Source organism: Umezawaea sp. NPDC059074 (assembly GCF_042738955.1).
In the GTDB taxonomy this organism is placed as follows: domain Bacteria; phylum Actinomycetota; class Actinomycetes; order Mycobacteriales; family Pseudonocardiaceae; genus Umezawaea.
This window is the reverse complement of record NZ_JBHYHC010000006.1, coordinates 143830-163228: the sequence shown is the minus strand read 5'-3', so window position 1 is coordinate 163228 and position 19399 is coordinate 143830. Positions and strand designations below refer to the sequence as shown.

At 72.7% G+C, this 19399-nt stretch carries 19 protein-coding genes and 1 riboswitch; of the genes, 4 read left to right on the top strand and 15 right to left on the bottom strand.

All coding sequences use genetic code 11. The features are described from left to right. Positions 1-115 precede the first annotated feature (115 nt). The 11 genes from cobA to ACFWW9_RS05120 form a co-directional block, all read right to left on the bottom strand. Entirely contained in the window at positions 116-1327 is a 1212-nt protein-coding gene (gene cobA / locus ACFWW9_RS05170; protein ID WP_390371591.1) for a uroporphyrinogen-III C-methyltransferase, read from the bottom strand. A 45-nt stretch (positions 1328-1372) separates the two neighbouring features. Beyond that, positions 1373-2086: a PIG-L deacetylase family protein gene (locus ACFWW9_RS05165; RefSeq protein ID WP_390371588.1), complete on the bottom strand. Its 714-nt coding sequence runs from the start codon at positions 2084-2086 to the stop codon at positions 1373-1375. Positions 2087-2218: 132 nt separating this feature from the next. After that, positions 2219-2521: a hypothetical protein gene (locus ACFWW9_RS05160; protein WP_390371585.1), complete on the bottom strand. Its 303-nt coding sequence runs from the start codon at positions 2519-2521 to the stop codon at positions 2219-2221. A 66-nt stretch (positions 2522-2587) separates the two neighbouring features. Then, positions 2588-3373 (bottom strand): S1 family peptidase, encoded by a 786-nt coding sequence (locus ACFWW9_RS05155; protein WP_390371583.1) that lies wholly within the window; start codon positions 3371-3373, stop codon positions 2588-2590. A gap of 141 nt (positions 3374-3514) precedes the next feature. Continuing rightward, a complete protein-coding gene (locus tag ACFWW9_RS05150; protein ID WP_390371581.1) occupies positions 3515-4909 on the bottom strand; it encodes a M4 family metallopeptidase in 1395 nt (464 codons plus the stop codon). A 168-nt stretch (positions 4910-5077) separates the two neighbouring features. Further along, a complete protein-coding gene (locus ACFWW9_RS05145; RefSeq protein ID WP_390371579.1) occupies positions 5078-6334 on the bottom strand; it encodes a cobalamin biosynthesis protein in 1257 nt (418 codons plus the stop codon). Next, positions 6331-7185 (bottom strand): hypothetical protein, encoded by an 855-nt coding sequence (locus tag ACFWW9_RS05140; RefSeq protein ID WP_390371576.1) that lies wholly within the window; start codon positions 7183-7185, stop codon positions 6331-6333. The genes ACFWW9_RS05145 and ACFWW9_RS05140 overlap by 4 nt, the downstream gene beginning before the upstream one ends. 3 nt (positions 7186-7188) lie before the next feature. Continuing rightward, entirely contained in the window at positions 7189-8304 is a 1116-nt protein-coding gene (locus tag ACFWW9_RS05135) for a cobalt-precorrin-4/precorrin-4 C(11)-methyltransferase (protein WP_390371574.1), read from the bottom strand. Between the two features lie 68 nt (positions 8305-8372). After that, complete coding sequence (locus ACFWW9_RS05130) at positions 8373-9749, bottom strand: cobyrinate a,c-diamide synthase (RefSeq protein WP_390371571.1); 1377 nt, start codon at positions 9747-9749, stop codon at positions 8373-8375. After that, positions 9743-10357, bottom strand: a complete 615-nt coding sequence (cobO, locus tag ACFWW9_RS05125) for a cob(I)yrinic acid a,c-diamide adenosyltransferase (RefSeq protein ID WP_390371568.1) — start codon at positions 10355-10357, stop codon at positions 9743-9745. The genes ACFWW9_RS05130 and cobO overlap by 7 nt, the downstream gene beginning before the upstream one ends. 9 nt (positions 10358-10366) lie before the next feature. Next, complete coding sequence (locus tag ACFWW9_RS05120; protein ID WP_390371565.1) at positions 10367-12325, bottom strand: putative cobaltochelatase; 1959 nt, start codon at positions 12323-12325, stop codon at positions 10367-10369. 38 nt (positions 12326-12363) lie between these two features. Continuing rightward, a riboswitch (cobalamin riboswitch) is annotated at positions 12364-12507 on the bottom strand. Between the two features lie 48 nt (positions 12508-12555). On the opposite strand from ACFWW9_RS05120, the gene ACFWW9_RS05115 reads away from it, so the two are divergent. Together ACFWW9_RS05115 and ACFWW9_RS05110 are read left to right on the top strand one after the other, a co-directional pair. Further along, complete coding sequence (locus ACFWW9_RS05115; protein ID WP_390371563.1) at positions 12556-13467, top strand: RNA polymerase sigma factor; 912 nt, start codon at positions 12556-12558, stop codon at positions 13465-13467. Positions 13468-13521: 54 nt separating this feature from the next. Then, the gene (locus tag ACFWW9_RS05110) at positions 13522-14406 is read left to right on the top strand and encodes an alpha/beta fold hydrolase (protein WP_390371560.1); all 885 of its coding nucleotides are present in this window, start codon (positions 13522-13524) and stop codon (positions 14404-14406) included. On the opposite strand, the gene ACFWW9_RS05105 is transcribed toward ACFWW9_RS05110, so the two are convergent. Then, on the bottom strand, positions 14315-15580 hold the full coding sequence (locus ACFWW9_RS05105) for a cytochrome P450 (RefSeq protein ID WP_390371557.1): 1266 nt from the start codon (positions 15578-15580) through the stop codon (positions 14315-14317). The two genes, ACFWW9_RS05110 and ACFWW9_RS05105, sit on opposite strands and share 92 nt — an antisense overlap. 36 nt (positions 15581-15616) lie before the next feature. Between ACFWW9_RS05105 and ACFWW9_RS05100 the strand changes: the two genes are divergently transcribed. Next, positions 15617-16795 (top strand): 8-amino-7-oxononanoate synthase, encoded by a 1179-nt coding sequence (locus ACFWW9_RS05100; RefSeq protein WP_390371554.1) that lies wholly within the window; start codon positions 15617-15619, stop codon positions 16793-16795. Here the strand turns inward: ACFWW9_RS05100 and ACFWW9_RS05095 are convergent. Together ACFWW9_RS05095 and ACFWW9_RS05090 are read right to left on the bottom strand one after the other, a co-directional pair. Continuing rightward, on the bottom strand, positions 16749-17207 hold the full coding sequence (locus tag ACFWW9_RS05095) for a GNAT family N-acetyltransferase (protein ID WP_390371552.1): 459 nt from the start codon (positions 17205-17207) through the stop codon (positions 16749-16751). The genes ACFWW9_RS05100 and ACFWW9_RS05095 overlap by 47 nt on opposite strands. A 27-nt stretch (positions 17208-17234) precedes the next feature. Continuing rightward, positions 17235-17975 carry a S1 family serine peptidase gene (locus tag ACFWW9_RS05090; RefSeq protein ID WP_390371549.1) on the bottom strand — a complete coding sequence of 247 codons (741 nt, stop codon included), beginning with the start codon at positions 17973-17975 and terminating at the stop codon, positions 17235-17237. A gap of 176 nt (positions 17976-18151) precedes the next feature. On the opposite strand from ACFWW9_RS05090, the gene ACFWW9_RS05085 reads away from it, so the two are divergent. Next, positions 18152-18766, top strand: coding sequence for a LysE family translocator (locus ACFWW9_RS05085; protein WP_390371546.1), 615 nt, complete (start codon positions 18152-18154; stop codon positions 18764-18766). Here the strand turns inward: ACFWW9_RS05085 and ACFWW9_RS05080 are convergent. Next, on the bottom strand, positions 18763-19392 hold the full coding sequence (locus ACFWW9_RS05080; protein WP_390371544.1) for an isochorismatase family protein: 630 nt from the start codon (positions 19390-19392) through the stop codon (positions 18763-18765). The two genes, ACFWW9_RS05085 and ACFWW9_RS05080, sit on opposite strands and share 4 nt — an antisense overlap. Between the last annotated feature and the right edge of the window lie 7 nt (positions 19393-19399).

Sequence of the window (19399 nt, the reverse complement as noted above, 5' to 3'; positions counted from 1 at the left end):
GTCTTGTCAAGGCATCTTTCCCGCCTTGACAAGACAAAAAGGATGTTGAAATAATTGCGCGAGCGGGGTGGGGAGACGCCAAGCAGCGCCCCCAACAGGGCCCCAACAACGCCCTCTACAACGCCCCAGCCAACCCAGCCACTTCCCCCACCACGATGATGGCAGGCGGCCGAATCCCCTCAGCCACGATGTCATCGGCAACCTTCGCCAAGGTAGACCGCACCACCTTCTGCGTCCGAGTAGTCCCCTCCTGAATCACCGAAGCAGGCGTCTCCCCAGACCGCCCCCCAGCCACCAACACCTCCGCAAACGCTCGCGCCCTCTCCACCCCCATCAGGATCACCAACGTCCCCCGAAGCCGACCCAACGCCTCCCAGTCCACAAGGGACCGAGCATCATCCGGCGCAACATGCCCCGACACCACCACAACCTCATGCGCCACCCCCCGATGCGTCACAGGGATGTCCACCATCGCAGGCACCCCAAAAGCACTGGAGATCCCCGGCACCACAGTCACCGGCACCCCAGCCTCAGCGCAGGCGATCAACTCCTCAAACCCACGCCCGAACACATAGGGATCCCCACCCTTCAACCGCACCACGAACTTCCCAGCCCGAGCGTTGTCCACCAACGCAGCGTTGATGAACTCCTGCGAAGCCGCCCGCCCATAAGGAATCTTCGACGCGTCCACAACGACAACCCCAGGCGCCAGGTCATCCAGCAACTCCCGAGGCGCCAACCGATCCGCCACCACCACGTCCGCACGCGACAACAACCGCCGCCCCCGAACGGTGATCAGGTCAGGATCCCCAGGCCCCCCACCGACAAGCGCCACCCCCGCCAACCGCTCGTGATGATCATCAACCACGGTCGCGTCCCGCAACGCCGACACCAGGCTGTCCCGCACCCGAGCGGACCGCCGATGCTCCCCACCGGCCAGCACCCCGAGCAACAACCCGTCATGCCCTCCAACGGCAGGCGTCACAGCCGTCCCCAACGCCGCGATGTCCGCCCGCACGCAGAACACCCGCGCGGCCTCGGCGTCCGCCGCCACCTGAGCGTTCACCGACGCCACCGACGTGCACGCCAGCACGTACCAGGCCCCGTCCAGATCCCCCGCCGCGTACCCGCGCGCGTGCCACGTGACTTCCCCGCCGTCGACCATCCCCTCGACCGCCGGGGTCACCTCGGGCGAGATGAGTTCGACGACGGCCCCCGCCGCCACCAACCGGGGCAGCCGCCGCTGCGCGACCGTCCCGCCACCGACCACGACGACGCGGCGTCCAGCCAGGTCGAGGCCCACGAGGTAGTGCTGTTCACCGTGCATGCGTCACAGCATCCACATGCGGCGGGCCCCGGCCAACTCGGGAGTTCACATCGCGAGCAGTTCGAACGACGCGGCCGCCCTCCCGCCGAACCGCTCCCCCGTCGTCGCCGCGATCCGCCGCAGGAATTCGGGCCCGTCAGCCATGTCCCCGCTCAACCCGGCCAGGTAGACGGCGTGCGCCCGCAGCGACTCGACGGCGCGGTCCAGGGTGTCTGTGATGTCCACCGCATGGGTCGCCTGAGGCGATCCGAACACCGCCACGTGCTGCACCCCGCCCCACGGTTCCAGCTCCAGGTCGCGGAACACCCACCGGTTCGCCGCGTCCCGCACGGCGTCGATCGTGGCCTCTCCCACGACCCGGTGGTCCGCCATGTTGAGGAACCCGCCGGGGAACGTCGGGTGGTGGTTGCCGCTGATCACCACGTCCGGCTTGTGCCGCCGGATGGCCGCCGCGATGTCCCGCCGCAGCGGCAGCCCGTACGTGATCATGCCGTCGTGGTGGTCCAGGAACTCCACGACGTCCACGCCCACGACCGCCGCGCTGGCGATCTGCTCCCGCTCCCGCACCGGCCCGGCCTCCTCGGGGGCCATCGAGTCGATCCCGGCCTCACCACGGGTCGCCAGGAGGTACGTGATCTTCTTCCCCTGCGCGGTCCACCGCGCAATCGCCCCCGACGCCCCGTACTCCAGGTCGTCCGGGTGCGCGACGACCGCCAAAGCGGTCTCCCAGCCTTCGGGCATCTCCACGAGGTCGTCCATGCGGGTGAGCCTAATCCTCACGGCCCGTCATTCTTCGCAGTGAATTGGCGTGAGCATTTGATCCACACCAGTCACAGCGACACAAATCAATGGCGATCACCGGACCACCCTCCGCCCCAGCGGCGGGCGTTCCTAGACGGTCTCGGGAACGACTTCGACGACCTTCGCCCCGGTGGCGGCGACCCCCGAGTTCCGGCACGACGCGTACAGCGCCCCGTACCCACCGGTGATCCTGGCCAGTCCGCTGGTCACCGTCGTCCCGTCGGCGCAGGTGACCACGACGCGGAACGCGCCGGTGCCCTGGCACCAGCCCACGGCCGAGGCCCGGTCGATCTTCGTGCCGCAGTCGTGCAGCCGGCTCGGGGCGGCGACCGCCGTGGCGGGGGCGGCGGCGAGGGCGAGCCCGGCGAGGAGTGCGAGGAGTCGTTGAGTCATGCCTCGATCCGAACACCGGCCGTGCCCACGACCGGGCCAACCACCCGGTCGTGGGCGTGCCTCGGGTCAGGCGTTGATCTGCGCCGTCAGCAGGTCGTAGTAGGAGGCGACCCTGGCGTAGACGCCGGGGTAGCCCGCGGCCGCGCAGCCGCGACCCCACGAGGTGGCTCCGATGAGCTTGCCGCCCGCGACGATCGGGCCGCCCGAGTCGCCCTGGCAGGTGTCGACGCCGCCCTGCGGGTAGCCCGCGCACACCATCGAGGTGGGGCTGTACTGCGGGTACGCCGTCTTGCATGTGGCGTCCGAGGTGACCGGGACGGTGGCCTTCAGCAGGTACCGGGAGGCCGAGCCGCCGGACGAGGTGGTGCCCCAGCCGAGGATCGTGGTGCTGGTGCCCGCCGCGTACAGCGACGTGTCGGACGGCGTGGCCAGCGGGAGGTACGTGGAGGAGATCGAGCGGTCCAGGGTCAGGACCGCGACGTCCGAGCCCGTGCTGGTGCCCTGGTAGTTCGGGTGCACCCAGATGCGGGTCACCGAGGCCACGACGCCCGCCGTGCTCTGCTTGTCCTCACGGCCCCACACGACCCGCGTGCTGGACGCGCTGCGGCCCGCGACGCAGTGCGCGGCCGTGACGACCTTGGTGCCCTTCACGAGCGTGCCGCCGCAGAACTGCGAGCCGCTGGTGCTCGCGAGGTACACCGTCCACGGGTACTGGCTGATCGTGGCGCGCGTGCCGCCCACGACGAAGGGGGTCACGTCCGCCGACGACGGCACGGTGGTCAGCAAGCCCACCACGGCCGCGATGGCGGTCACGACGATGAACTTCACCAGGCGATGCAGGGTGTTCGCCATTGGAGTCCTTCCGAGGAAAGGTAAAGGGGACTCCAAGAGCTACCGCGACGAAGCCGACCGGGGTAACCCCCGATCGGCTTCGCCACACCCTTGACCGTTGACTCACCGCAATCGCTTGATTACGGGCGGATGTCGTGCGGACTACAGGATCCCGCGGGCCACGAAAGCGGCCTTGACCTTGGCCGCGGTGCGGTCGCCGCACAGGGCCTTCGCCGTCGCCACGGTGGTCTCGGCGGCCTGCGCGAACGTCGTGTCCGGCGTGTAGGAGAACTGCGCCTCCAGCACGATCTTCGCCGACTCGTTGCGGCCCAGGGCCTTGTAGACGTCGAACAGCGCCCGCGACCAGATCTGGCCGTCGAAGTGCACTTCACCCTGGCGGTCGGAGACCTTCAGGTCCGTGTCCGTGCGGCGCAGGCAGTGCGGGGTCTCGCCCTCGGTGTAGGACACCGCGTCCCAGTCGCCGATGCACGCGAGCGGCGTGGTCGCCGTGTCCTTCTGGAGCGGCACGGACATGATCATCGCCCACCAGTCGCCGAACGCCTCGCCGATGGAGCCGCCGTCCAGGCTCTGGCCGAAGTTCGGCACCTGCGCGTCCTGGATCGCGTGGCCCAGCTCGTGCCAGATGATCTCGGCGTCCTCGGCGTCGTCCACACCGCCGGTGCCGAACGTGATCTGGTCGACCGACGGGTCGTAGAACGACTGGTCGTCCTCGAACCCGATCGTCGTCACGTCCTGGGCCTCGTTGTTGACGTCCTTGAACCCGAGGCGCTGGATGTACTTCTGCGCCTCCGTCACGCTGTAGTACGCCATGACCTGCTCGAACCGGTCGTCGGACCGGGTGTACTCGAACTTGCGGTTCTTCGCGAACGCCAGCTCGTTCGTCGGCCCCACGAGCTTCGCGTACTTGCCCGACAGGTAACCCGACGAGTCCAGATCGGACAGCTTGACCGCCTTGTACGCCTTCTTCGGCACGGCCGCGTCGGCGTCGTCCTGGTCGGTCAGGTTCTCGTCCTGGAGCGTCGCGACCGGGTTCGGCGCGAACACCTTCCCGGTGCCCTCGGCCCGCTTCACGATGTCCTCGGTCTTGATGACCGCGCCGGAGGAGGCGTCCACGATCGTCCGCACCGATCCGCGGTCGGTCCGCGACACCACGGCGTACACCAGCTTCGCCTGCGCGCCGGGCAGGACCGACAGCTCGGTCGCCGCGCGGTCGCCCGCGACCTGCTGGTCCACGGTCGCGTCGGCGCGCTCGGCCGCCACGCCGGGCGCGGTCGTCGCCAGGCCCTCGACCTTGAGCCGCCCGTCCTGCACGGTCTCCTTGTGGGTCCGCTTGTCCACGTGCTTCGCGTAGTACCCGCCCAGGACCGGCTTGCCCTCGAACGTCTGCGCGTACCAGTAGTGGGTCGCCAGCAGCGAATCCCGCGTGGCCACCAGTTGCAGATCCGCCGGCGCCTGCGGGGCGGCCTGGGCGACACCGCCGAACAGGGACACCGCGCTGGCACAACAGGCCACGGCGACGAGGCGACGCAGACGCATGGATGCTCTCCAGAATGCAGGGACCCGGAACGGATCGGGCCGTGTGCGGAGCGACGCTAGTACCGACAGCGACCGGGAAAACCATCCGAAGGTAGGAAAGTCCGCACGGGTTCACCACCTGGGACGGTGACCCGTGGTGAGCTTTCGCCCCAGAAGTCCGGATCGGCGCTAGGAACCCGCCACTCCGGGCACGACCACGGTCTCCACACGACCTTCGTCCGGGGGCAGCGAGGGGCCCACACCGGACGCGACCCACGCGACCGCCAACCCGGACGCGGCCAGCTCCACGGCCCCGTGCGGGTGGATGCCGGTGCCGGGCCGCAGCAGGTGCCGCACCTGGTCCACCGCCGACGCCGCTCCCACCACGAACGCCGCCCGCCGCAGCTCCGCGTCGGCCCGTGGCGTCCGCTGGTCCGCCGTCCCCGGCCCGAGCCCGATCAACGCCAACCGCCCGCGCGGCAGCACCCGAGCGGCGGCCACGGTCACGTTGTCGCCCTTGACCTTCGGCGCGGCCAGCTCCACCGGGCCCCCGTCGGCCAGGTCCGCGGCGGCCCGCAGCGCGGCGGCCTCGGCGACGCTGGCCGACCCGGTCACCTCCGCCACCACGGCGCTGGGGTTCGGCACCGGCACGGCCGCCAGCACGTCAGCGGAGAACGTCAGCAGCGGCGCGGACGTGTCCCCGTGCCAGAATCCCCAGTCCTCGACGGCTTCCAGGATGCCCTGCTCGTCGGCCTTCCGGTCGGCGGTCGCGAACGCCCGCACCGCCCGCAGGTCCAACCCGCGAGCCTCTAGTTCCGCCAACGCGGACGCGACCGCGGACGTCGACACCCCGCTCCCGGAGCCCAACCCCACCACGAGCGTGCGGGGCACCAACCGCACCTCGCGGTCGGCCCGCGTGGCGGCGGGCAGCCGGTCGTCGATCACGATCTTCCAGTCCGCCTCGCCGTGCGACAGGACCGTGTCCGGCAGCGCGGGCAGCGGGAACCCCAGCGGGTTCAGCAGCAGCACGTGGTCCCCGGCCGCCAACGCCGCCGAGCACCCGGCCAGGTCCCCGTCGGCCGTGGCGTCCAGTAGTTCGACCAGCTCGTCCAACGGGCCGTCGTCGGCGGCGGAGCCCACGACGGCCGTGCGCCCGAGGAACTCCGCGATCCGCAGGGCCAGGGCGTCGTCGCCCAGCGACACCACGAACTCGCCGTCCACGCACACCACGCCGGGGTCGGATCGCTTGTCCCGCAACAGGGGCGCGACCAGCCGGACCGCCGACGCGGCCCCCACGAAGAACACCGCGGCCGACAGCGACGGCCACAACCGGTGCAGCGCGGGCCGCACGGGACCGTCGGGGACCACGGTGTCCGGCCCCAGGAAGGGCCCCACCTCGACCAGGTCCCGCCGTCCGGCCTCGGTGGCCGCGAACAGCCCGATCACGTCCGGGTCCCCCACAGCACCAGCACCGGGTTGGTCGCGGTCGTCACGCTGCCGACCAGCCGCGCCGACGACAGCAGGCTGCCCTCCACGGCGTACCCGGCGTCCCGCAGCACGTCCCGCGAGGGCACGGCCCGGTCCAGTTCCGGCATCGCCACGACGATCCGCTGCGCGCCGACCTTCGCGCACGCGGCCACGGCGGCGGGTCCGCCGCCACCGACGAAGATCGCGTCCGGCCGGGGCAGCTCACCGATCACCGAGGACAGCTCCTCCTCGACGATCCGCACGTCCACGGCGTGCGCGGCGGCGTTCGCGATGATCCGCACCACCTGCACGGGGTTCCGCTCCACGGCGAGCACCGCCGCGCCCAGCCGACCGCACTCGATCCCCACCGCGCCGGGACCGGCGCCGACGTCCCACACCAGTACACCTGGCCGTGGTGCCAACCGGGCCAAAGCCAGCGCCCGGACCTCGGTGGTCGCGACCATCCCGTCCCGGTTCGCGAACCGGTCGTCCGGCAGCGCCCAGCCCTCGGGCTCGACGGCGAACTCGGTATCCGCCAGGCACAGCACCTCCGGCGTGCGCCACAACCGGTTCACCGCCTCGGCCGGGTCCACAGTGGACCGCCGTTCGGTGGGGCCGCCCAGGTTCTCCGCGACCACCAGCGTCCGCCGCCACCCGGCCAGCCCTCGGGCCAGCTCGACGACGGAGGCGTTGCGCACCAGCACCGCCGACCGCGCGCGGCACAGGTTCACCGCGTGGTCGAGCGGGAAGCCCTCGTCGAGGACCGTGACCTTGTTCCACGACCGGCCCGCCTCGGCGACGAACCGCTGGAGCGACTGGAGATCCGCCATGGCCTAGTGCGCGCGCCTGGTCCGCTTGCCGCGGGCCACGGGCTTGCGGGGCGTGGTGCTGGCGCGGACGGTGGTGATCGGCGTCGCGGCGGCGACCGCGCGCGGCTTCGGGTCCGGCGCGGGCTCGTCGGCCTCGACGGGCACGACCACGTCGTCGGAGGCGGACACGGACACCGTCGCGGGCTTCACCCGGCGGGCGCTCTCCTGCCACCCGTGCACGGCCGACCACGCGGCCGCGGACGTCTCGGACGGGGCCTCGGTCGTCACGTCGGTGATCTCCACGACGTCCGCCACCTCGGCGCGGGCGTTGATCCGGCCCGCGCGACCGGCGCGGACCGACCACTTCGACGGCCGGGCCTTGCGCACGGGCTCGTCGGACGCCTCGACGGGCGCGTCGGACTTGCGGAACCCGGCGCCGCGCGCCCGGCTCGACGGCTTGAGCACCTTGCCCACCAGGAACAGGGTGGTGCGGTAGATCTTGTGCTCCTTCACGGCGGCCTCGAGGTCGGCGAGCGTGGTGTGCACGATCGTCTCGTCGGGCCAGGAAACCTTGTACGCCACCACGATCGGCGTCTCCTCGGGGTACCCGCCCGCGCGCAGCTTCTCGACCAGCTGGCCGGTGCGCGCGGCGGACAGGGACACCGCCATGGTGGTGCCGTGGCCCGCGAACTCCTGGAGGTGCTCGCTGCCCTCGGGGCCGGTCAGGATCAGCGACTGCGCCACGTCCGACGTCGTCAGCTCACGGCCGATCGCGGCGGCCGCGGCGGAGAACTGGGACACGCCGGGCACGACCTCCAGCTCCAGCCCGAGCCTGCCGCACGTGTCGTGGTGCTCCTGCACCTCGCCCCACAGCGACGGGTCGCCCGCGTGCAGCCGCACGACCTTGAGCCTGCCCGCCGCGGCCCGCCGGTAGACGTCCACGACCTCCTCCGGCGGCACGCGGGTGAAGTCGACCAGCTCGGCGTCGGCGCGCGCGTGCTCGCGGACGCACTCGGCGTCCACGACGCTCGGCGCCCACACGACGACGTCCGCTTCCGCGATCCGCTTCGCGCCCCGCAGGGTGAGGAGATCGGCGGCGCCGGGACCGGCGCCCACGAAGGAGATCCGACCAGACGTCACGCGTGGCTCCTGTGGGGACAGAGGGTGTTCGGGGAGATGGGGCGACCGTACCTTCCGGTCATCCGCCACTAACGAGTGGCCTCATACGGCATTTCCGCCGATGTGCACGCCCGGACGAAGCGAGCCACCGAATCGGGTGACGCCGCCGGGTGCGTGTGCAGGTATGACGCGTGCACCCCGCCCACCACGAACCCCTCGGCGACGGGCCGCCGGTCGTGCCCCCGCCACTGCCACGCCGGACTGGCGCCACTCGAAGGGGTGAGCACCGTCCGGTGGAACTCGTGCCCGGTGATCCGCTGCCCGGCCCGTGCCAGCACCGAGTCCACGGTCGCCACGGCGTCGCGGTAGCCCAGGGTCAGCTTGGCCGACATCGAGCCGTCCGCGTCCAGCACCCCGCACATCGGCACGCCGTCGAGCTTGCGGGCCAGGTACAGCAGCCCGCCGCACTCGGCGTGGATCGGCGCGCCGGACCTCGCGAGCGCCGCCACGGCCGCGCGCAGCGGCTCGTTCTGCGACAGCAGGTCGGCGTGCTGCTCGGGGAACCCGCCGGGCAGCACCAGCCCGGCCGTGCCCTCGGGCAGCTCCTCGTCGCGCAGTGGGTCCACGGTCACCACGTCCGCGCCCGCCGCGCGCAGCAGTTCGACGTGCTCGGCGTAGCCGAACGTGAACGCCGCCCCGCCCGCGATGGCGACGACCGGGGCCCCGGCGACCGCCTCCACCTCGGCGGACGCGTTCCACGGCGGCACGGCCATCGCGGGCGCGATGGCGGCCAGCCCGCGGATCGCGTCCAGGTCGACGTGCTTGGCGACGGCGTCCGCGATGGCGTCCACGGCGGCCACCGCCTCCGGCCCGTGCTCGACGGCCGTGATCAGCCCGAGGTGCCGCGACGGCAGCGAGAACGCCGGGTCGCGCGGCAGGACGCCCATGACCTCCAGGCCGACCTCGGCGCACGCGCTGCGCAGCACCTGCTCGTGCCGCTCGGACCCGACCTGGTTGAGGATCACGCCGCCGAGGCGCACGGTCGGGTCGTAGCCGCGGAACCCGTGCAGCAGGGCGGCGAGGCTGCGGGACTGGCCGCGCGCGTCGACCACGAACAGCACGGGCGCGGCCAGCAGCTTGGCGACGTGCGCCGTCGACCCGACGCCCTCGGTGTCGATCCGCCCGTCGAACAGGCCCATCACGCCCTCGACCACGGCGATGTCCGTGCCGCGCGAGCCGTGCACGAACAGCGACGCGACCTTCTGCTCCCCCACCATCACCGGGTCGAGGTTGCGGCCGGGCAGTCCCGTGGCGATGCCGTGGTAGCCGGGGTCGATGTAGTCCGGGCCGACCTTGAACGGCGCGACCCTGCTGCCGGAGCGGCGCAGGGCGGCCATCAGCCCGGTAGCCACGGTGGTCTTGCCGCTGCCCGACGCGGGCGCCGCGACCACCAGCCGATTCACCACTCGATCCCCTTCTGGCCCTTCTGCCCGTCGTCCATGGGGTGCTTGACCTTGGACATCTCCACCACCAGGTCGGCGGCGTCCAGCAGGGCGGGTGGGGCGTACCTGCCGGTGATCACGACGTGCTGGTGGCCCGGCCGGTCCCTCAGCACGGACACCACCTCGTCGACGTCCACCCAGCCCCAGTGCATCGGGTAGGTGAACTCATCCAGAACGTACAGGCCGTGAACGCCCTCGGCGATCCGCCGGGAGATCTCCCGCCAGCCCTCCAGCGCCGCGGTGGCGTGGTCCTGCTCCGTTCCCTGCTTGCGGGTCCAGGACCAGCCCTCGCCCATCTTGTGCCACTCGACCGGCCCTCCCGCGCCAGTCTCGTCGTGCACGCGGCCGAGCGCCTTGAACGCCTCCTCCTCGCCGACCTTCCACTTCGCCGACTTCACGAACTGGAACACACCGATCGACCAGCCCTGGTTCCAGCCGCGCAGGGCGAGCCCGAACGCCGAGGTCGACTTCCCCTTCATCTCGCCGGTGTGGACCATCAGCAGCGGCCGGTTGCGCCGCTGCCGGGTGGTCAGGCCGTCCTTCGGGACCGACGCGGGTTGTCCTTGGGGCACCGGGGTCTCCTAGGCGGCGCGGGCCGCGCGGACGACGCCCGCGACCTGGTCGGCGGACAGTTCTTCCAGGCGCAGGCAGGCCCCGTCGAGCGCGACGGCGACCTTGGCGGCCAGGCCGAGCCGGATCGGGCCGTGCTCGCAGTCGACGACGACGGACGCGGTGCCGTCGGCGGCCAGCAGGCCCGCGGCGCGCAGCGCGTCCCGCATCGGGTCCCCGCCCGCGCCGGTCGAGGTGGCGCGGCCGTCGGTGAGCAGCACCAGCAGCGGACGACGGCGGGGGTCGCGGAGCCGTTCGATCTCCAGGAGCCTGCGGGCCTTGAGCAGGCCGTCCGCCAACGGGGTCCGGCCGCCGGTGCGCATCCGGCGCAGCCGGGCCGCGGCCGCGTCGACCGACGTGGTGGGCGGCAGCGCGACCTCGGCGGACGAGCCGCGGAACGTGACCACGCCGACCTTGTCGCGGCGCTGGTAGGCGTCGCGGAGCAGGGAGATCACCGCGCCGCTGACGGCGGACATCCGCTGCCGGGCGGCCATCGAGCCGGAGGCGTCCACGACGAAGAGGACGAGGTTGCCCTCCTTGCCCTCGCGGACCGACAGCCGCACGTCACCGGCCTTGAGCAGCAGGCCGGGACCGGTGCGGCCGCGGGAGTTCTGGTGCGGCGCGGCGGCGGCCAGCGTGCCGACCAGGTGCAGCCCAGCACCGTCCACAGTGGACGAACGGACGACCTGGCCGGTGCGGGCGCGGGCCCGTGACCGCCTGCCGGGCGCGCCCTCGCCGACACCGGGCACCTGGAGCAGCCGGGCGCGGAACGCCGGAGCGGGCGCGGCCGGGGGCTTGTCCGACGACCCCGACCCACCCTGCTGCGGCTGCTGTTGCGGCTGCTCGGAGCCCTCGGGCGCGGGCTGACCGCCGTCGTCGGGACCGTCGGGAGGCCCGTCCGGCTCGGGCTCGTTGTCGGCGTGCTCGGCCGCCTGCTGCATGGCATCGGCGAGCTGCTCCTCCTCCAGACCCGGCTCGTCGAACGGGTCGCGGCGCTTGCGGTGCGGCAGCGCGAGCCGGACGGCGGCCTCGACGTCGGCCTCCTCCACGACGTCCGCGCCGCGCCACGCCGCGTGCGCCACGGCCGTGCGGGCCACGACCAGGTCGGCGCGCATCCCGTCCACCTCGAACGCCGCGCACACGCCCGCGATCCGGCGCAGCTCGGAGTCCGGCAGCGCCACGGTCGGCAGCGCCGCGCGAGCGGTCACGATCCGGTCGGCCAGCTCGGCGTCCGCGGCCTCCCAGCGGGCGGCGAAGCCCTCGGGGTCGGCCTCGTAAGCCAGCCTGCGGCGGATGACCTCGGTCCGGGTGGCCACGTCGCGCGAGGCGCGCACGGCGACCGTGAGGCCGAAGCGGTCCAGCAACTGCGGGCGGAGTTCACCCTCCTCCGGGTTCATCGTCCCGACCAGCAGGAACGACGCCGCGTGCGAGATCGACACGCCCTCGCGCTCCACGTGCGCGCGGCCCATCGCGGCCGCGTCCAGCAGCAGGTCCACGAGGTGGTCGTGCAGCAGGTTGACCTCGTCGACGTAGAGGACGCCGCGGTGCGCGGCCGCCAGCAGGCCCGGCTGGTAGGCGCGGACGCCCTCGGTCAGGGCGCGCTCCAGGTCCAGCGAGCCGACCAGGCGGTCCTCGGTCGCGCCGACGGGCAGCTCGACCAGCTTGGCGGGACGGCGTTCGGCGGCGTCGCCGAGGTGCGGGCCGTCCGGGCACTCGGTGTCGACCAGCGGGTCGCAGCCGAACCGGCAGCCCGGCACGACGGCCAGTTCCGGCAGCAAGGCGGCGAGGGCTCGCACGACCGTCGACTTGGCGGTGCCCTTCTCACCCCTGACCAGCACACCGCCGATACCGGGGTGCACGGCGTTCAACAGCAGGGCCAGTCGCAGGTCGTCGTGACCGACGACCGCGGAAAAGGGGAAGCGCGAGGTCATGCGGGGAGGTCCTTCCTCGGGTGTCCACGCCCGTGTCCGGGAGAAGTGACTCGGGGGTCGAGTTCCTGACTCCCGGATCTCTCCTACCCGGTCACAGTGGCGGGACCGTGCCGGATTCCCACCGGCTTCCTCGCGCACCCCTACAGCTTTCGCATCGTCGCATCCCGCTCCGCGCCTACCAACCCCTCGGCGAGTCTGATCACATCCGCGCGGGGTGGACAATCGGCCCCGTGAGCGATGAGCCGGGTGTCCTCTCGGACGCGGAACTGGTCCGCGCCGCCCAGAGCGGCGAGGTGACGGCGTTGGGGACGCTGCTGGCCCGGCACCGGGCCGGGATGCGCGCGGTCGCGCTGGGCGTCCTGGGCTACGGGCCGGACGCCGACGACGCCGTGCAGGACGCGTCGCTCACGGCGGTGAGCCGGATCGGCGACCTGCGCGATCCCGCCGCCGTGGGCCCGTGGCTGCGGATGGTCACCCGCAACGCGGGCCGGATGCGGCTGCGCGCTCCCCAGGCCGTCGCGGTCCCCGAGACGCTGCCCGCGCTCGGTCCGACGCCGGACCAGGTCGTCGAGGAGGGCGCGCTGCGGGACTGGGTGTGGCACGCGATCGGCGAGCTGTCCGAACCGCTGCGGCTGGCCGTGCTGCTGCGGCACTTCAGCGGCGTGACCTCGTACGAGCAGATCGCGGCTGCGTGCGAGGTGCCGGTCGGGACGGTGCGGAGCAGGCTGAACGCGGCCAGGACGTCCCTCGCCGACGCCCTGCTCACCACCGCCGACCTCACGCACGACGACATCGCCGAGAAGACCGAGCGGAGCAAGGCGGAGGCGCTCGACACGCTGGCCGCCGCCGAGCGCGGGGCGTTCGCCGAGGTGGTCGCGGACCGGTGGACGCCGGACGCGGAACTGCTCGCGGGCGCTGTGCGCGGCGGCGTCGGGACGATGATCGACGGGATGAACTGCGACCTCGAGGCGGGCGTCCGGCAGCGGTTCGGGGCGGCGCTCGTCAGCCGCGACCTCACGCTGTGGGAGATGGACCTGGTCAACCCGCCCGACGACCCGGACCACTGCCCGCCCGGCGTGATCTGGATGATGTCCCACCGCGGCGGCCGCTACCACCGGCTGCGCCTGTTCCACCCGGCGTGAGCGGCGTCACAGCCCTCGCACCGAACTTCTCGGCCTCCCCCGCATCGTGCTCACGTGAACCGATTCGAAGAAGTCACGACCCCGCTCACCCCCGGCACGCACACGATCACCGTCGAGGGCATCGCCCAGCGCTACCACGTGGCGGGCTCGGGTCCCGTGTGCGTCGCGCACTCCGGCGGCCCCGGCATCGCCTGGCAGTACCTGAGGTCGACCGCGCTCGAACAGCACCTCACGATGGTCTACCTGGAGCCCATCGGCACCGGCGACTCCGGCAGGCTGGCCGACCCGTCCGGCTACCACCTCGACACCTACACGCGGTTCCTGCACGCCGTCGTGGAGCACCTCGGCGTGCCGAAGGTGGCTCTGCTGGGCCATTCCCACGGCGGTTTCGTCGTGCTGCGGCACGTCCTCGAGCACGCCGACCGGGTGTCGGGCATCGTCCTGTACGACACGTCGCCGGTCACCGGCGAGGAGTTCTGGGCCGACGCCGTCGCCAACGTCACCAGGTTCGCCGAGCGCCACCAGGCACCCGAGGTCGCCGCGGCGTTCGCGCGCATCGGCTCCGACCTGGACGACGACGGCAAGACCCAGCTGGTCAAGGACCTGCTGCCCTCCTACTTCGCTGACTTCTACGGCCGGGAGGCGGAGTTCCGCCCGCTGCGCGATGGGCTGCGGGCGTACCGCGCCCCGGACCTCGGCGTCGAACCGCGACCGTTCGACGTGCGGGAGGAACTGCCGGAGATCACCGTGCCGACGCTCGTGGTGGTGGGCGCGCACGACGTCATCTGCGGCCCGCGCTGGGCGGAACTGCTGACCGCGGGCATCCCGCACGCCCAGGCGCTCGCGCTCACCGACAGCGGCCACTTCGGCCACCTCGAGCAGCCCGAGGAGTTCGAGTCCGCTGTCGTCGACCTCGTGACGAAGGCCGCGGTGCGCTAGACGGGACGCTGAGCGGCGCGCGGAACGACAGCAGGCCGAGCATCGGCGGCGGCTCGATCGCGGCGAGCCGGAGGTCGGGGAACCGGCGGGCGACCGTGCGCAGCACGACCTCGCCCTCCAACCGCGCCAGGCCCGCGCCGAGGCAGTAGTGCCTGCCGAAGCCGAACGCCAGGTGCCTGCGGGCGCCGGACCGGCCGGGGCAGAACGACTCCGGTTCGGCGAACACCTCGGGGTCCGAGCCCGTGCCCGCGAGCATCAGCAGCAGGGGCGCGCCCGCAGGCAGGTCGACGCCGGCCAGCGTCACGGGACGGCTGGTCACCCGCCGCCACGTCGTCACCGGGGGTTCGCGGCGCAGCACCTCCTCGACGCACGCGGCGGCCAGGCCGGGCTCGTCGGCGGCCAGCCGCGCCCACAGGTCCGGGTGTCGCAGCACCCGGTCCAGCAGGGTGCTGAGGAGCTGCGTCGTCGTCTCCTGGCCCGCGATCAGCAGGAAGTAGCAGAGCCCGGCGGCCTCGCGGACCGGCGTGCCGTGCTGTCGCAACGCGCTGAACAGGTCGTCGCCGTCCGGCGATGCCGCCCGGATCCGCCGGGTCAACCACTGGTGGAACTCGCCCGCCTGGACGGCCAGCTCGTGCTGGCGTTCGACGGAAGGGTTGCCCCAGAACAACTCCAGCGACGCCGTGCTCCACGCCTTGAGCGCGGGCACGTCCACGTCGGTGATCCCGAGCACCTCCATCAGCACCACGCACGGCAGGTCCCGCGCCAGGTCGGCGTGCAGGTCGGTCGGCGAGGCCAGCCGTTCCTCGCACAGCGAGGCGATCCGCGCCTCGAACCCCGCCACCCGCGCGGGCGTGAGGAACCCGGCGACCAGGCGGCGCAGGTCGGTGTGGGTGTCGGTGCCGTTGTTGGCCAGCGTCGGCGGCAGCGAGAACCCGGCGCGCGCCAGCACCCGCAGCACCGGGCGCGGGATCGGGGTCACGGCCGTCAGCGCGTTGTCCGGGTGGAACGCCTCCGGGTCCGCGAGCACGGCCCGCACGTCGGCGTACCGGCTGACCAGCCACAACCCGGTCGCCGGGTCGTGGTGGACGGGGCTGTCGGACCGCAGCCGCCGCAGGTCGGGGTGCGGATCGGCGGTGAAGTCGGCCCCGAAGAGGTCGAGCTGGGTGGTCCGCACGCCAGGACCGTATCGGGCCGGTGGGAGACTGCCGCCGTGAGCGTGAGCACAGGTGACTCGGTGTTCGACTGGATCGACACCCGCGCGGAGGCCCGCGCCAAGGCCGGACTGACCCGGCGGCTGCGGCCGCGACCGGCGTCCTCGACGGACCTCGACCTCGCGGGCAACGACTACCTCGGGCTGGCGCGGGACAAGCGCGTGACCGGGTCGGCCGCCGCCGCGGCGATGCGCTGGGGCGCGGGCTCGACCGGGTCGCGCCTGGTCACGGGCAGCACCGAGCTGCACATGGAGCTGGAGTACGAGCTCGCCAACTTCTGCGGCGCGCAGGCGGCGCTGGTGTTCTCCTCCGGCTACGCGGCGAACCTCGGCGCGCTCACGGCGTTGTCCGGGCCGGGCACGGCGATCGTGGCCGACCAGTACATCCACGCGTCGCTGATCGACGGCTGCCGCCTGTCGAAGGCGGACGTCGTCGTGGCGGGCCACTGCGACGTCCCCCAGGTCACGCACGCCCTGGCGACCAGGGGCAAGCGCCGCGCGCTGGTCGTGACGGACTCGGTGTTCTCGGTGGACGGCGACCTCGCGCCGCTGGGCGAGCTGGCCGCGGCGTGCCGGGAGCACGACTCGGCGCTGGTCGTGGACGACGCGCACGGCCTCGGCGTGCTCGGCGACGGCGGGCGTGGCGCGGTGCACGCGGCGGGCCTGGCGAAGTCGCCGGACGTCGTCACCACGATCACCCTGTCGAAGTCGCTGGGCGCGCAGGGCGGCGCGATCCTCGGACCGAGCCGGGTCATCCGGCACCTCGTGGAGACGGCCCGCAGCTTCATCTTCGACACCGGCCTCGCGCCGGGCAGCGCCGCGGCGGCGTTGACCGCGCTGAAGGTGCTGCGCGAGGAGCCGGACCGGCCCGCGCGCGTCGTCGCCGTGGCCCAGGAGCTGGCCGAACGGCTGCGCGCGGCGGGCCTGCGGGCCAGCACGCCCTCGGCCGCCGTCGTGTCCGTCCAGGCCCCGTCGGCCGAGGCCGCGTTCTCCTGGGCCGAGGCGTGCCGCACCAGCGGGGTCGTCGTCGGCTGCTTCCGGCCGCCGTCGGTGCCGGACGGCGTGTCCCGCCTCCGGCTGACCGCGCGGGCCGACCTGTCCGACGCCGACGTCGACCGCGCGGTGCGGGTGATCAGCGAGACCGGCGCATCCGCAGGTGCGGTATCCCGTCCTCGATGAACTCGTCGCCCTCGGGCACGAAGCCGAACGAGCCGTAGAAGTCGGCGATGTAGGTCTGCGCGTCCAGCACGCAGTCCACCGTGCCGACCTCGCTGAGCGCGGCCTCGACCAGTCTGCGGCTGTACCCCCGGCCGCGCGCGGCGCGCCCGGTGACGACCCGGCCGATCCGGAACGTGCGGTCGGGCTCCTCCATCAGCCGGAGGTAGGCCAGCGGCTCGGGCGCGCTGTCGACCTCCAGCCAGAAGTGCCGGGTGCCCGGTTCGAGGTCGCGGCCGTCCATGTCCCGGTAGATCGAGGACTGCTCGATCACGAAGACCTCGCTGCGCAGCCGCAGGATCTCGTACAGCTGGGCCGAGGTCAGGTCGGCCGCCCACTGCCTGCGCAGCGTTGCCGGAAACTGTGATGTTCGCACCGGGCCTGGATATCACAGCGGAACGGTTCAGAGATGTGACCGGTAGGTCGCCAGCCGGGTGTACACGCCGGGCTCGCCGGGACGCGCGCACCCCTTGCCGTAGGACACGACGCCGACGAGCTTGCCGCGCACGACCATCGGCCCGCCCGAGTCGCCCTCGCACGCGTCCTTCCCGCCCTGCGGGTAGCCCGCGCACACCATCGCGTCGGAGCGGTAACTCGGGACCGCGCGGGCGCATTCGGCGTCGGACACGATCGGCACGCGCACCTGGCGCAGCACCGGCGACGGGTCCGCGCGCTCGGAGGTGCGACCCCAGCCGAGGACGGTCGCCTCGGTGCCCGGCGCGTAGCTCGCGGTGTCGCCCGCGTCGACCAGCGGGACCGTCGGGAACGGCTGCGGCTCGCTCAACGTGAGCACCGCCACGTCGTCGCCACCGGAGACCTCGCGGAAATCGGGGTTCCGCCACACCTTCGCCACCTTCGCGGGCGTGCCCCGGCGGCGGTCGGCGTGGCCGGCGACGACGCGGATCGTGTCCGGGGCGCGGTCGCGCGCGGTGATGGCGAGGCGGTCGGTCACGCAGTGCGCGGCCGTGACCACGCGGTCCGGGGCGATCAGCGCGCCGCCGCAGAAGAACTGGCCGTTCGCGTCGGTCAGCGCGACCGCCCACGGGGTCTCGGGCGCCTCGACGCCGCCGACGATCGCGTTCGCCGGGGTGGCGGACGCGACCACGGCGGCGACGGCGGCGAACAGCGACACGGTGGTCCGCACGGAGCACTCCTCTACGGCAGGTGGACGAACTACTACCCACCGTAGCGGGCACGAGAAAGTCGCCCCCGCCGGGACTAATACCGGAGATCCTCCTGTTAGAGTCCCATGTTGCCGGAAATTTAACGGCCTATTGCACAGATCACAACGATCTGTCCGGAAATCTGGGAGGTCTACGCGTGTTCCTCGACTTCGGTCAACTACCGGCCTTCCTGATCGCCTGCGTGGTCGTGGTGCTCACGCCGGGCGTCGACGCCTTCCTGCTGCTGCGCACCTCGATGCGCTCGGGCACCCGCGCGGGCCTGTGGGCGCTGGCGGGCATCCACTCGGCGAGCTTCGTGCAGGTCGGCCTGGTCATCTCCGGGCTCGGCGTCGTGCTGGCCCGGTACCCCGCCGTGCTCGTGGCGCTGCGCTGGATCGGCGCGGCCTACCTGCTGTGGCTGGCGCTGTCGATCGCGCGGAGCCTGCTGCGCCGCACGACCGGCTCCGACGAGCCGGTGGAGGTCGTGGCCGACCGGCCGTTCCGCCGCGGGTTCCTGACCAACATCACCAACCCGAAGATGCTGCTGTTCTCGCTGGCGTTCCTGCCGCAGTTCATCGGCGCCGGCCAGCCGACCGCGCAGCTCGCGATGCTGGCCGTGGTGTTCCTCGGTCTCGCGGCGCTGTGGGAGCTGCTGATCGTGGTGGCCGCGAGCCGGGTCGCGGGCAGGCTGCGGCGACCCGGCGTGACCACCGCGCTGGACGCGGTGTGCGCGGCGGTGTTCCTGACGATGTCCGTCGGACTGGTGCTCTAGCGCGCGAACGTGGGCAGCGCGGCCCGCATGGTCGCCTGCACCATCGCGAACGCGGGCGAGTGCGTCTGGAGGTCCTGGTAGACGCCGACGGTCTCGACGTTCTCGTAGCTGCGCTGGAGTTCGGAGGCGAACGACAGCCAGGAGACGGGCGTGACGCCGAGCTGGGTCATCCGCAGCATCGCCGCGTCGTGGATGACCCGGTTCTCGCCCGCCGTCGCGTCGACCACGACCGACACCTCGTAATCGCGGCGCAGCGCGCCCATCGTCGTGTGCAGGATGCAGCCCTCGGTCATCAGCCCCGCGATGACCAGGTGCTTCATCCCGGTCGCGGCGACGGCGGCCTCGAAACCGGGGAAGTCGAAGGCGTCGAACGAGCCGCCGCGGTGCACCAGCGGGACGTCCCCGAGGACGTCGAGCAGCTCGGGGTACAGGCCACCGCGCGGGTCGTTCTCCGGGCCGAGCGAGACGACCAGCGGGACGCGGTAGCCGAGCGCGGTCTTGGCCAGCGCGACCGCGCCGTTGACGTTCTCCGGGATCGTCTGCGAGCCGAACAGGTTCGCGAAGCCGGTGACGTAGTCGATCAGCAGGATGGCGGTGTTGTCGGGGGTGCGGCGGTCGATGTGCACGGGATTT

What these genes read in the sequence shown, in the direction of transcription:
- cobA (WP_390371591.1), bottom strand. Translation starts at nt 1,327, where the DNA reads ATGCACGGTGAACAGCACTACCTCGTGGGCCTCGACCTGGCTGGACGC.
- ACFWW9_RS05165 (WP_390371588.1), bottom strand. Translation starts at nt 2,086, where the DNA reads ATGGACGACCTCGTGGAGATGCCCGAAGGCTGGGAGACCGCTTTGGCG.
- ACFWW9_RS05160 (WP_390371585.1), bottom strand. Translation starts at nt 2,521, where the DNA reads ATGACTCAACGACTCCTCGCACTCCTCGCCGGGCTCGCCCTCGCCGCC.
- ACFWW9_RS05155 (WP_390371583.1), bottom strand. Translation starts at nt 3,373, where the DNA reads ATGGCGAACACCCTGCATCGCCTGGTGAAGTTCATCGTCGTGACCGCC.
- ACFWW9_RS05150 (WP_390371581.1), bottom strand. Translation starts at nt 4,909, where the DNA reads ATGCGTCTGCGTCGCCTCGTCGCCGTGGCCTGTTGTGCCAGCGCGGTG.
- ACFWW9_RS05140 (WP_390371576.1), bottom strand. Translation starts at nt 7,185, where the DNA reads ATGGCGGATCTCCAGTCGCTCCAGCGGTTCGTCGCCGAGGCGGGCCGG.
- ACFWW9_RS05120 (WP_390371565.1), bottom strand. Translation starts at nt 12,325, where the DNA reads ATGACCTCGCGCTTCCCCTTTTCCGCGGTCGTCGGTCACGACGACCTG.